At 67.2% G+C, this 12,676-nt stretch carries 10 protein-coding genes; 7 read left to right on the top strand and 3 right to left on the bottom strand.

All coding sequences use genetic code 11. From position 1 onward, the window contains the following. The first annotated feature begins 120 nt into the window (after positions 1 to 120). The 7 genes from ACYQ2U_RS10630 (at position 121) to ACYQ2U_RS10600 (ending at position 9,167) form a co-directional block, all read left to right on the top strand. Positions 121 to 975 (top strand): DMT family transporter, encoded by an 855-nt coding sequence (locus ACYQ2U_RS10630; RefSeq protein ID WP_459950340.1) that lies wholly within the window; start codon positions 121 to 123, stop codon positions 973 to 975. A gap of 109 nt (positions 976 to 1,084) precedes the next feature. Further along, positions 1,085 to 2,155 (top strand): efflux RND transporter periplasmic adaptor subunit, encoded by a 1,071-nt coding sequence (locus ACYQ2U_RS10625; protein WP_459950339.1) that lies wholly within the window; start codon positions 1,085 to 1,087, stop codon positions 2,153 to 2,155. 4 nt (positions 2,156 to 2,159) lie between these two features. After that, positions 2,160 to 5,240, top strand: a complete 3,081-nt coding sequence (locus ACYQ2U_RS10620; protein WP_459950338.1) for an efflux RND transporter permease subunit — start codon at positions 2,160 to 2,162, stop codon at positions 5,238 to 5,240. Between the two features lie 169 nt (positions 5,241 to 5,409). Next, positions 5,410 to 5,727 carry a DUF3240 family protein gene (locus ACYQ2U_RS10615; RefSeq protein ID WP_459950337.1) on the top strand — a complete coding sequence of 106 codons (318 nt, stop codon included), beginning with the start codon at positions 5,410 to 5,412 and terminating at the stop codon, positions 5,725 to 5,727. Continuing rightward, entirely contained in the window at positions 5,724 to 6,992 is a 1,269-nt protein-coding gene (locus ACYQ2U_RS10610; protein ID WP_459950336.1) for a TolC family protein, read from the top strand. The genes ACYQ2U_RS10615 and ACYQ2U_RS10610 overlap by 4 nt, the downstream gene beginning before the upstream one ends. 37 nt (positions 6,993 to 7,029) lie before the next feature. Then, positions 7,030 to 7,701, top strand: a complete 672-nt coding sequence (locus ACYQ2U_RS10605; RefSeq protein WP_459950335.1) for a response regulator — start codon at positions 7,030 to 7,032, stop codon at positions 7,699 to 7,701. Continuing rightward, positions 7,701 to 9,167: an ATP-binding protein gene (locus ACYQ2U_RS10600; RefSeq protein WP_459950334.1), complete on the top strand. Its 1,467-nt coding sequence runs from the start codon at positions 7,701 to 7,703 to the stop codon at positions 9,165 to 9,167. Before ACYQ2U_RS10605 ends, ACYQ2U_RS10600 begins: the two co-directional genes overlap by 1 nt. Positions 9,168 to 9,225: 58 nt before the next feature. Here ACYQ2U_RS10600 and ACYQ2U_RS10595 read toward each other — a convergent pair whose 3' ends face one another. From ACYQ2U_RS10595 to ACYQ2U_RS10585, 3 genes are all read right to left on the bottom strand, one after another. Next, positions 9,226 to 9,525 carry an addiction module antidote protein gene (locus ACYQ2U_RS10595; RefSeq protein ID WP_459950333.1) on the bottom strand — a complete coding sequence of 100 codons (300 nt, stop codon included), beginning with the start codon at positions 9,523 to 9,525 and terminating at the stop codon, positions 9,226 to 9,228. 5 nt (positions 9,526 to 9,530) lie between these two features. Then, complete coding sequence (locus ACYQ2U_RS10590; protein WP_459950332.1) at positions 9,531 to 9,827, bottom strand: type II toxin-antitoxin system RelE/ParE family toxin; 297 nt, start codon at positions 9,825 to 9,827, stop codon at positions 9,531 to 9,533. Positions 9,828 to 10,002: 175 nt separating this feature from the next. After that, positions 10,003 to 12,660: an HD domain-containing phosphohydrolase gene (locus tag ACYQ2U_RS10585; protein ID WP_459950331.1), complete on the bottom strand. Its 2,658-nt coding sequence runs from the start codon at positions 12,658 to 12,660 to the stop codon at positions 10,003 to 10,005. Between the last annotated feature and the right edge of the window lie 16 nt (positions 12,661 to 12,676).

Genomic DNA, 12,676 nt, shown 5'->3' with positions numbered 1-12,676 from the left:
TGTCGCCTGCCGTGAAGTCCGTCGCCCCGCAACCTTGGCCGATGGTGGACCCGTGGCGGTCGTGATGTCAATATCGCGAACCTTCACGCCCGTAAAGCACCCGCCCATTTCACAACACCCATGGCCCCCATCCGCATCGTCTTCCTCACCTTTCTGACCATGGCCGCCTTCGCCGCCAACTCCCTGTTCTGCCGCCTGGCCCTGCGCCTGGGCGAGATCGGTGCGGCGGACTTCACCCTGTTGCGCATCGCTTCCGGCGCCCTGACCCTGGCGCTGCTGTTGCGCCTGCGCAGCGGGGGCGAGACTGTCCGGCGCGGCGACTGGCCCTCGGCCCTGGCCTTGTTCGCCTATGCCGCCGCTTTTTCCTACGCCTATCTCGACCTCACCGCCGCCACCGGGGCGCTGCTGTTGTTCGGCGTGGTGCAGGTGACCATGATCGGTTACGGCCTGCACCGGGGTGAACGCTTCAGTCGGCGTCAATGGTTGGGGTTTGCCGCCGCCTGTGCCGGGCTGGTGGGCCTGCTGCTGCCGGGCCTGACCGCGCCCCCCTTGGGCGGCGCCCTGCTGATGGCCATGGCCGGCCTGGCCTGGGGGATCTATTCCCTGCGCGGCCGGCGCCAGGGCGGCGACCCCACCGCCGTCACCGCCGGCAACTTCCTCCGCGCCGTGGCGCCGGCCCTGGTCCTCGCCGCGCTACAGCGCCTGCTGGCTGGGGCCGTGCCGGTGTCGGCGACGGGCGTCGCCTATGCCCTGGCCTCGGGCGTGCTCGCCTCGGGCCTGGGCTACGCCCTCTGGTACCGGGTGCTGCCCGCCCTCCAGGCCGGCAGCGCCGCCACGGTGCAACTGAGCGTGCCGCCCCTGGCCGCCATCGGCGGCGTGTTGCTGCTGGGCGAAGCGGCGACGCCCCGATTGATCCTGGCTTCCCTGGCGATCCTGGGCGGCATCGCCCTGGTGCTGCGCAAGGGCCGAGGCTGAAGACCGCATTCGTGCTCGGCATGGGGCGAGCGATACCGGCATCGGCCCGTTAATGTCCGCTTAATCCTGTCCCCTCATCATGGTGCCCATCGTCACGATGGGATTTGCCATGAGTGTTTTTGCCAAGCGTTTGTCCTTGCTGCCCCTGGCGGCGCTGTTCCTCGCGGCAGGCGCCGCCTGGGCCGGCGAAGAGGTGGCCTTGAGCGCCGCCCAGCGCCAGAACCTGGGTATCCAAACCGAGGCGGCCCAGGCCGCCAGCCAGGGCGCGGCCACCAGTTTGCCGGCCCAGGTGGTGGTGCCCCTCGACCAGTTGCGGGTGGTCGCCGCGCCCCTGGCCGGCATGGTGGAGCAGGTGACGGTGGCCGCCGGCGACACGGTCAAGGCGGGGCAGGTGCTGGCCCGCCTGGCCAGCCCCCAGTTATTGGAACTGCAACGCAACAGCATCGTCGCCCGCAGCCAGGCCGACCTGGTCGGGCGCAGCCTGAAGCGGGACGAGGCTCTGTACGCCGAGGGCATCATCGCCGAATCGCGCCTGGCAGCCACCCGCGCCAGCGCCGCCGAGGCCGCCGCCCTGGCACGGCAAAGCAGTGGCGCCTTGCAGATGGCCGGTGGCGACGGCACGATCCGCGCGCCCATCGCCGGCACGGTGCTGGAACAGAATGCGGTGCCGGGGCAGCGGGTGGAAGCCGCCGCGCCCCTGTTCCGCATCGGCAAGCTCAGCACTCTGTGGCTGGAAATCCAGGTGCCGGCGGTGCTGGCGGACAACCTCAAGCCGGGCCTGGCGGTGACGGTCAAGGACACGGCGGCCAAGGGCCAGTTGGTGAACGTCGGCCGCCAGTTGGGCAACAGCCAGACCCTGACCCTGCGCGCCCGCATCGACCAGGGCGTCGAGGCGTTACGGCCCGGTCAGGCGGTGGAGGCCCAGGTGGCGACCGCCGCCAGCGCTGCCGGCGCGGCGCTCTGGCGCATTCCGGGCGCCGCCCTGGTCCGCCTGCCGGAACCCCATGTGTTTCTCGAAACCGCCAAGGGGTTCTCGCCCTTGCCGGTCAAGGTGGTCGCCGAGGCGGCCGGCGGCGTACTGATCGCCGCGCCTCTCAAGGCCGACAGCCGCGTGGCGACGAAGGGCGTGGCTGCCCTCAAGGCCGCCCTCGAGGCGCAACGCACGGCCGGCAAGGAGTAAGGCCGTGTTCCATCGCATCGTCGAGTTTTCCCTGACCCAGCGTCTGTTGGTGCTGATGGCCACCCTGTTGCTGATCGGCGCCGGCGTGGCCGCCTTTCAGGCCCTGCCCATCGACGCCTTCCCCGACGTGTCCACGCCCCAGGTGAAGATCATCGTCAAGGCGCCGGGCATGACGCCGGAGGAAGTGGAGGCCCGGGTCTCCGTGCCCCTGGAGCAGGAACTGCTGGGCATCCCCCACGAAAAGGTGCTGCGCGCCACGGCCAAGTATGCCCTCGCCGACATCACCATCGACTTCGACGAAGGTACCGATGTTTACTGGGCACGGCAGCAGGTGGCGGAACGCTTCGCCAACGTCGCCGCCGATTTCCCGCCCGGCGTCGGCGGCGGTCTGGCGCCCCTGACCACGCCCTTGGGTGAGATGTTCATGTTCACCATCGAGGGCCCCTTGTCCCTGGAGGAAAAGCGCACCCTGCTCGACTGGACCATCCGGCCCCGGCTGCGCACCCTGCGCGGCGTGGCGGATGTGAACAGCCTGGGCGGCTTGGCCAAGGCCTTCGAGGTGGTGCCCGACGTGGCGGCGCTGAACGCCCGAGGCCTGAGCCTGGAACAGTTGCGCCTAGCCCTGGAAGCCAACAACCGCAACGACGGTGCCGGGCGCTTGAGCGAAGGGGAGGAAACCCTGCTGGTGCGGGCCGAGGGCAGCGTCAAGAGCCTGGACGACCTGCGGGCGCGGGTCATCGCCACCGTGCAAGGCATCCCCGTCCGCGTCGGCGACGTGGCCCAGGTACGCATCGGCGCCCTGACGCGCTACGGCGCCGTGAGCAAGGACGGCCAGGGCGAGGCGGTGGAAGGCCTGGTGCTGGGCTTGCGCGGCGCCAATGCCCAGCAGGTGGTGGACGGCGTCAAGGCGACCCTGGCGGAGATCGAAAAGACCCTGCCCGAGGGCGTCAAGATCGTGCCCTTCTACGACCGGGGCGCCCTGGTGGAGCGGGCCGTGGGCACCGTGTCCAAGGCCCTGATCGAAGCCATCGTGCTGGTGGTGATCCTGCTGCTGGCCTTCCTCGGCAACCTGCGCGCGGCCCTGGTGGTGGCGCTGATCCTGCCGCTCTCGGCCCTGGGCACTTTCATCCTGATGAACAGCGTCGGCCTTTCCGCCAACCTCATGAGCCTGGGCGGCTTGGCCATCGCCATCGGCATGCTGGTGGACGCCGCCGTGGTGGTGGTGGAGAACGTCGAAACCCAGCTCACCCGCCAGGATGCCCTGGCCCGGCTGCCCAAGCTGCACCTGATCTATCGCGCGGTGAAGGAAGTGACGGCCCCGGTGGTGTCGGGCATCGCCATCATCGTCATTGTCTTCCTGCCGCTGATGACCCTGGAGGGCCTGGAGGGCAAGTTGTTCGTGCCCGTGGCCCTGTCCATCGTCTTCGCCCTGTCGGCCTCCCTGCTGCTGGCGCTCACTGTGGTGCCGGTGCTGTCCTCCTACCTGCTGCACCAGGGCGAGCCCCACGAGCCCTGGCTGGTGCGCAAGCTCAACGCCCTTTACGCGCCCCTGCTGGACAAGGTGCTGGCCAACGGGCGCAAGGCCAGCTACGCCGCCCTCGGTCTGCTGCTGGCCGCCGGCGTGGCCTACACCTTCATCGGCAAGACCTTCATGCCCACCATGGACGAGGGCGACCTCATCGTGCAGCTGGAAAAGCTGCCGTCCATCAGTCTCGCCGCGACCCAGGAATTGGATCGCCGGGTGCAGGCCAGCCTCATGGAGCGGGTGCCGGAAGTGAAGGGCATCGTCGCCCGCAGCGGCGCCGACGAGCTGGGTCTCGATCCCATGGGCCTCAACCAGACCGACAGCTTCCTCATCCTCAAGCCGATCAAGGAATGGCGCAAGGCCGACAAGACCTGGCTCATGGACGAATTGCGCAAGGTGCTGGAGGACTTCCCCGGCGTGGCCTACACCTTCACCCAGCCCATCGAGATGCGGGTGTCGGAAATGCTCACCGGCGTGCGCGGCGACGTGGCCATCAAGCTCTACGGTACCGACATGGGCCAGCTCAACGCCCTGGCCGGCCAAATCGCCGCCACGGTCAAGACCATCGCCGGCGCCGAGGACGTGTTCACCGTCAAGAACGACGGCGTGCAATACCTCAAGGTGGCCGTCGATCCCCTTGCCGCCGGGCGCCTGGGCCTGACCATGACCGCCGTGGAGGACCAGTTGCGCACCCTGGTGGAAGGCTGGCCGGCCGGCATCGTCATCGAACCCACGCGGCGTACGCCGCTGCTGCTACGCGGTGACGACGACCTGCGGGCTTCCTACGCCCGCTTCGCCGACCTGCGCCTGGCCACGCCCACGGGCGCGGCGGTGCCCTTGTCCGCCGTGGCCAAGCTGGAACGGGTGGACGGTCCGGTACAGGTGAACCGGGAAAACGCCCAACGCTACGTGGTGGTCCAGAGCAATGTGCGCGACCGCGACCTGGTGGGCTTCGTCGACGAGGCCAAGGCCAAGGTGGCGCAGCAGATCAAGCTGCCCGAGAGCTATCACATCGTCTGGGGCGGCCAGTTCGAGAACCAGCAACGGGCGGCGGCCCGCCTGGCGGTGGTGGTACCCGTGGCCTTGCTGCTGATCTTCCTGCTGCTGATGTCCACCTTCCGTTCGGTGCGCCAGGCGGTGCTGGTACTGGCCAACATTCCCTTCGCCCTGGTGGGCGGCGTGTTCGCCTTGCTCATCGCCCGCGAATATCTGTCGGTGCCGGCGTCCGTGGGCTTCATCGCCCTGCTCGGCATCGCCGTGCTGAACGGCGTGGTGATGGTCAGCTACTTCAATCAACTGCTGGCCCAGGGCCTGCCCATGGCCCGGGTGGTGGTGGAGGGCGCCAAGCGCCGGCTGCGGCCGGTGCTGATGACGGCCTCCATCGCCGCCTTTGGCCTGGTGCCGCTGCTGCTGGCGAGCGGGCCGGGATCGGAAATCCAGCGTCCCCTCGCCATCGTGGTGATCGGCGGGCTGGTCAGTTCCACGGCCCTGACCTTGCTGCTGTTGCCGGTGTTCTACCGTCGCTTCGGCGTGGCGCCTGCGGCGCGTACTCAGTCTTAAACGGGAACTCTCCGTATGTGTAACCCCACGATCCCCATTCGTCATCCCCGCGCAGGCGGGGATCCCGCGACGTTCAGGCAAAGCCCCTGGATTCCCGCCTGCGCGGGAATGACGGAGTGCGCCATTGACGGCTCGCCACGGTGTAGCTCAACCGGTTGGAGCAAGGGCGATGACTGACTTCACTGGCAATGTCCTATTGACCCTGGTGGTGCCCCCCGCCGTGGAGGACACCGTGATCGACCTGTTGCTGGCCCATCCCGAGCTGGTGCGGGGCTTCACCACCACCCAGGGTGAAGGTCACGGCGCGGCGGTGGAACTGCTGTCCCCGGCCGAACAGGTGCGGGGCAGCGCCCGCCGCACCACGGTGCGCCTGGTGGTGCCGCCGGAAACCGCCCAGGCCCTGGTGGACCTGCTGCGACAGAACCTGGCCGGGGCTCATCTCTTTTATTGGATCACGCCGATTCTGGACGCGGGGAGAATCGAATGACACGGCAACGCTATGGTTTCCTCCTTGTCCTCGGTCTGGCCGTCGCGGTCCATGCCGCGCCCCAGGACGCCGCCGACCTGCCGCCGCCCCACAGCGCCGCGCGCCTGATCCGGCAAAGTCCCGAGGTGGCTGCCGCCCGTGCCCAACTGCTGGCGGAGGAGGCCAACCGCGACCGCCTCGACAGCGGCAGCCACGAAACCAGCCTGCGCCTGGAATCGGCCCGGCGCCGGGTGGATAGCAGCAACCAGCGCTATCCCGAATGGTCGGTGAACCTGGAGCGTCCCCTACGTCTGCCCGGCAAGGCCCGCCTCGACGGCGAAATCGGCGAGCAGGGCGTGGCCTGGGGTCGGGTAGCCCTGGGTGATGCCCTCCATGAAAGCTCGCGCCGCCTGCTCAAGCTCTGGTTCGCCGCGCTGCGCGAAACTGGCTCCGTCGCCCTCTGGCAGCGCCAGGCCGACACCCTGGTGAAGCAGGCCGAGGCGGTGGCGAAACGGGTCAAGCTGGGGGACGCCTCGAAGCTGGAATCATTGCAGGCCGAGGCCGCCGCCGCCCAGGCCCGGGCCGCTGTGCGCCAGGCCGAGGGCCGCGCTGCCATGGCCGCCGCCGAGCTGGGCGCCCGTTTCCCCGGCATCGCCACGCCGGTGGACGTGCTGCCGGCGGCGCCCGCGTCCCCCGCTGGCGCCGATTGGCTGAGCCTCATCCTCGAACACAATCACGAACTCGCCATGGCCAGCGCCGAGTCGCGCCGGGCCCAGTTGCTGGCCCAGCGGGCCGATGCCGAGCGGGTGCCCGATCCTTCCCTGGGCCTGCGCCTGGGCTCGGAAACTGGTGGGGACCAGCGCATCGTCGGCCTCAGCCTGACCATTCCCCTGCCGGGCTCGGCCCGGGGCGCGGTGTCCCGCGGCCAGCTCGCCCTGGCCAGCGCGGCAGCCAGCCAGGAAGCGGCAGTGCGGCGCAAGGTCCAGGCCGAGGCCGCGTCCCTGGTGGCCCAGGCCGAGGCGGCCTATGAAAGCTGGCTGCGGGCCGACGCCGCTGCACGTCAGACCCGCCAGGCCGCCCAATTGACCGAGCGCGCCCGCCTGCTGGGCGAAGCCGACCTGGCCCAATGGCTGCTGGCCCAACGCCAGGCCCACGAGGCCGACCTGACGGCCCTGCTGGCCCGGGCCGATGCCCGGGAAAGCGCCGCCCGCCTGCAACTGGACGCCCACCAACTGTGGGACCTGGACGAGGACGGCGACGGCGCGGACGGCGGCGGCCAGCGGTAACATGCCGGCCATCGCCGACGCGGAGCGAACCAACCCTATGCGCTTGTTACTGGTGGAAGACGATCCCCTGCTGGGGGACGGCCTGCGGGCCGGCCTGGGGCAACTGGGCTACGTCGCCGAATGGGTCAAGGACGGCGAGGCCGCCCTGGCCCTGCTGGTGCTGCCCGCCGCCGAGCCCTTTGCCGCCGTGGTGCTGGACCTGGGCTTGCCCAGGAAGGACGGCCTGGCGGTGCTCAAGAGCCTGCGCGGGCGGGGCGACGCTACCCCGGTGCTGGTGCTCACCGCCCGCGACACGGTGCCCGACCGCATTGCCGGCCTCGACGCCGGCGCCGACGACTACCTGGTCAAGCCCTTCGACCTGGACGAACTGGGCGCCCGCCTGCGCGCCCTGATCCGCCGCGCCACGGGTCGGGCCGATCCGCTGATCCGTCACGGCGACCTGGTGCTGGACCCCGCCGCCCACCAGGTATCCCTGGCCGGCCAGCCGGTGGAACTCTCGGCGCGAGAATACGCCCTGCTCGAACTGCTGCTCAACCAGCGCGGCCGGGTGCTCACTCGGCAGCAGTTGGAGGCCCAGCTCTATGCCCTGGACAAGGGCATCGAATCCAACGCCATCGAAGTGCACATCCACCACCTGCGCAAGAAGTGCGGCAGCAGCCTGATCCGCACCCTGCGCGGCGTCGGCTACATGATCGACAAGGACGCCTGATGGCCGCGCCCGTCACCGCCACGGCGGTCTACTCCCTGCGTCGCCGCCTGCTCTGGGCGCTGACCCTGGTCACCGGCCTGGTCTGGCTGGCCGTGGCCGCCAGCAGCTACGTCCGCGCCCACCACGAGGCCGACGAGATCTTCGACGCCCAACTGGCCGAGGTGGCCCAGGCCCTGCTGGTGATCGCCGACACCGCCAATCCCGCCCAACTGAACCCGGACCAGCTTCTGGCTGAATCGTCCAGCGGGCGCCGCCATCGCCACGATCATGGGCAGGACGAAGACCGCCAGCACCTGCACCGCTACCAACAAAAAATCCTGTTCCAGATCTGGGCCACCCGCAGCGGCCAGCCGACCTTGCTGGTGCGCTCCGACAATGCCCCTGCCGAGCCGGTGGCCCACGACGACGGCTTTTCCGAACGGAACTGGAACGGCGACACCTGGCGCTTCTACAGCCAGCAGGACGCCAGCCCGCCCCTGGCGGAAAACCACCACCGGGTCTTCGTTGCCCAAAGCCACGACGTGCGGGACGAGCTGTCCCGGGACATCGCCCTGCGCCTGATGGCGCCCCTGCTGCTGGGGCTGCCCTTGCTGGCGGCGGCCATCTGGTTCGCCGTCGGCGCGGCGGTGGGGCCCCTTTCCGCCATCGCCGCCCAGGTCCGCCATCGCCAGCCGCAACGGCTCGACCCCATCGTCGCCGATCAGGCCATGCCCCTGGAAGTGGCGCCCCTGGTGACCGCCATCAACGACCTGTTCCAGCGGGTGGACACGGCCATGCAGAACGAGCGCAACTTCACCGCCGACGCCGCCCATGAACTGCGCACTCCCCTGGCCGCCCTCAAGGTCCAGGCCCAGGTGGCGCGCCGCGCCAGCGACGAGGCCCAACGCAACCAGTCCCTGGCCCAGGTGGAAGCCGGCGTGGCGCGCATGACCCATCTGGTGGAACAACTGCTCACCCTGGCCCGGCTCGACCCCCTGAGCCAGCAGCAGTCGGCCCAGGCGCCGAAGCTCGTGGACCTGCCCACCCTGGCGGCGGAAGCCGCCGCCCTTGCCATGCCCCAGGCCCTGGCAAAACGGCAGAGCCTGGAGGTGAACATCGGCGAGGGCCCCGACCAACCCCAGGCCATCCAGGGCAACCCCGCCCTGTTGCAGGTGCTGCTGCGCAACCTGCTGGAAAACGCCATCCGCTACACCCCTGAGGGCGGCGCCATCGAAGTCGGGGTGGCCGGCCGCCGCCTATGGGTGCAAGACAGCGGCCCCGGCATCCCCGCCGAGGCTCACGAACGGGTGCTGGACCGCTTCTATCGCCACGGCGACGCCGTCGGCGTGGCGGAAGGAGCGGGGCTGGGATTGGCCATCGTCGCACGCATCGCAGACCTGCATGGGGCGATGCTATCGCTGGAGGATGGCGACGGCCGGCAAGGGATGGTGGGACTGCGTATCTGTCTGGAATTCAAGCGGGTCTGAACTTCAGGGCTGGTGATTGCCCGTCGAATTCTCGTTTTTGGATTCTGCGAGGTTTGGCTTATCCAGGATTGGCCTCGGCGTGCAGCTTTAAACCCAGGGCGCCGATGACTTTGAGAATGGTGTCAAAGCCAGGGCTGCGCTCCCCGGAGAGGGCCTTGTAAAGGCTTTCCCGGGACAGGCCTGCATCGTGGGCAACTTGGGTCATGCCTTTGGCACGGGCAATGTCGCCCAAGGCCTTGGCAATGAAAGCCGCGTCGCCATTCGCTTCCTCCAGGCAGGCTTCAAGGTACGCGGCCATTTCCTCCGGGGTGCGGAGGTATTCGGCGACATCGTAGCGAGTGGTTGTGGTCTTAGTCATGGCGGCTACTCCGAAAGATGGCGGGCGAGGCGCAAAGCGGTCTTGATGTCTTGGGCTTGGCTGCTTTTGTCGCCACCCGCCAAGAGAATGATCAGTTCCCGCCCTCGCTGTTTGAAATAGACCCGATAACCGGGGCCGTAGTTGATCCGCAATTCCGATACGCCTTCGCCCACAGGCTCGACATCGCCGGGGTTGCCGGCAGCAAGGCGCTCAATTCGAGCCTGGACTCGCGCTCGTCCTTGCAGGTCGCGTAAATCGGCAAGCCACTTGGCGAAGATGTCCGTCTTGCGGATCTCAATCATGGGACGACTGTATCCCTATGGCTACATTGTGTCAATGCTATGGGGCTGGAGAATATTGCTTGGATTGCTGACCTGCATGAGGCGAAGTTGAGTTTGGGCGAGGGGAATGCGGCGAGGGGCTTGCGGGTGGGGGTGGTTTTCCCCGACCGCTGAAGGCCTGTCGTCCGAAGGCAAGTCAGTTTTGTCGCAAGGGCGCGGGGGCGACGTCCTTCGTGAGGAACTGCGTGGCATAGCGGGCAGGAATATCCGACTGGGCAAACAGTTCAAACAGTTCGACGTCGAGGTGTCCCCCCAGAGACATCTTGCGCATGATCTCCAGCGACTCCTCGGGACTCTTGCCCGCCTTGTAGGGCCGGTCGGTCGCGGTGAGCGCCTCGAAAACGTCGGCAATGGCCATCATGCGCGCAGGTATGCTGAGAGAACTGGCGGGAATGGCGCGGGGGTAACCCTGGCCGTCTATGCGCTCGTGGTGTCCGCCGGCGATTTCGGGCACGTTCATCAAGTGTCTGGGGAAAGGCATGGACTCCAGCATTTTGATGGTCAGAACGATATGTTCGTTGATTTTGTAGCGCTCCTCGTCGGTCAGCGTGCCGCGCTGGATGGACAGGTTTTTCACTTCGCCACGGTCGTAAAGCAGCGCCGGCACCCGCATCTTGAAGCCCCACGGATTGTCGTCCGTGAACGCTTGTCCTGGTGGGCGGGCAATCTGGTGCTCCGCCAGATCCCTGAGCAGATACTCCTGGGCCGGTAACGTGTCGCTGTCATGGTCGGCACGACGACGCATTTCGTCGTGGGAAATCCCCAGGCGATCATCCAGGGTGCGCGTCCAGGTCCTGGCCGCCACCCGCTGGATGCGATCGATTGCCTCATCCGACATTTTTTCACAGCCCAGATTGCACTCGGCCACGAAGGCAAAGTCCTCATCCAGGGCCTTCAACTCGCCTGCCAGGCGCTCCTTTTCCGCCGCTGGCAAGCCCTCGGGATGGGCTGCCTGCCACAGCGCCAACTCCGCTTCGCGCTTGCACACCTCGAACCGCATGCGGATTTCATGAATCCGGTCGTACAGGGACTCCAGCTTGGTGGCCTTGTCCACTACGTATTCAGGCGTCACCACTTTTCCGCAGTCATGCAGCCACGCGGCAATGTGCACCGCCTCGCGCAGTTCGTCGTCCAGGTTGAAGTGGGCGACACAGGGGGCGTCGCTGCGGTCGGCCAGTTCGACCAGCCACTCGGTCAGGATGGGAACCCGGTGGCAGTGGCCGCCGGTATGGGGACTCTTGGCATCGACCGCTTCCGCCAGCAACTTGATGAAGGACTCGAAGAGTTGCTTTTGCTGGGCAATCAGCTCTCTTGATTCCAAGGTCAAAGCGGCAAAGCCGGACAGCGCCGCGACGAAGTTCCGGTGGTGTTCGCTGAAGGGCGCGGACCGTTCAATGATCAGGAGCCCCAGCAAGTGTCCGCGACGTCCGGACAGGGGCAGCATCAGGGCGTGATGTCCGTTGCTTTCCTTTTCCGTCGGGCGTCGCTCGCTGCGCACGGCATCCGGGTAGGACAACCATTCCGCCAGCCAATCCCTTTCCCCGGATGCGCCACGTTGCCCGCGCAAATGCCAGGCCGTACCGTCGTGGATATAGAGCCAGGCATTTTCTCCCTGGGCGGCGCTGGTTGTTTCCTCCAGCACGAGGGGCAGCAGTTTCTCCAGGTCCGTTTCGCACGCAACCTTTTCCAGCAGCAGCAAGAAGTTCGCTGAAGTCGTGCGGGCCTGCTCAAGCCCGGCTTCCAGTTGGGCAATTTCCGCGATCTTTGTGTCGGAATGTTTGAACGAGCGAAAATCAAAATTCACCAGTGCATTGGCGCGTTCAGCCAGCGTCTGGAAGACGGAGGAAATCCGCGTGGCGTTGCGTCGTGCAAGTAGCAGGGTCAGGGCGGTGATCAGCATGGTCACCGCCAGAAGGAAGTCCCGTAGTTGCTGTGCCTTGGCCAACAGTCTGTCGCGAGGCACGGCAACATGGAGCAGAAGATCATCGACCTTCTCCAGGTGGACTTTCGCCGTCCCCATCCACCAATACCGCCCCTCGGGGTCCACCATCCACTTGAACGCCTTCCCGTCGGCGACCTGCGTCTTTTCCACCAGCGTCTTGAAGAACACATCCGTTCCCTTTTCGCTTTTGTCGGCGGAAACGATCGCGCCAGTGTTTTCAAACAGGGCGATACGGGCGGCGTAGTCCTGGGCCAGCTTGGCCAATTCCGGTTCGAGTGACTCGACATGAATGTCCATGGCGATCACCCATCCCTGTCCCATGTGGTTGGTCAGGGTGATGCCCGTTTTTCCTGTCGAATAAAAGGTGTACACCGGCGTGCGCATCACGCCGTCGCCGTCCCGGCCGGCACGATACCAAGGCCGGGTGCGGGGATCGTAGTCGGCGCCGAACGTCGCACGCTGGCGGGTCAGCACCTTGAGTTGCTCATCCAGGCTGATCCAGTATTGGTCCTCGCCGTCGGCCTTGTTGACCCTTTGCAGTTGCACCAGCCAGTGTGCCTGGGGCGGGGCCTGGAAACGCTGGCGATCCCAGTCGCTTCTGAGTATGCGCAAGACCAAGAATTGGCCCTGGGGCCCGCCGACATAGACGCTGGAGAGCATCGTGTTGTCGCGTAATAAGGATGCTTGCGCGGGAAGGCGGACCATCCAGTCCGCTTCCTTGCCTGTTTTCAGGTCGGGCACGTTCGCCAGCAGCTTGAGCAGGGTCGTTGCCGGTTGCAGCAAGTGATCGACGGCATAACCCGACTCCCCGGTGATCAACCGCAAGGCCGTCTCCGCATCCTCCTCGGCCATTTTGCTCATCAAGGCG

The sequence above is a fragment of the Denitratisoma sp. agr-D3 genome (genome assembly GCF_054658675.1).
This window is presented reverse-complemented; position numbering and strand designations above follow the sequence as displayed.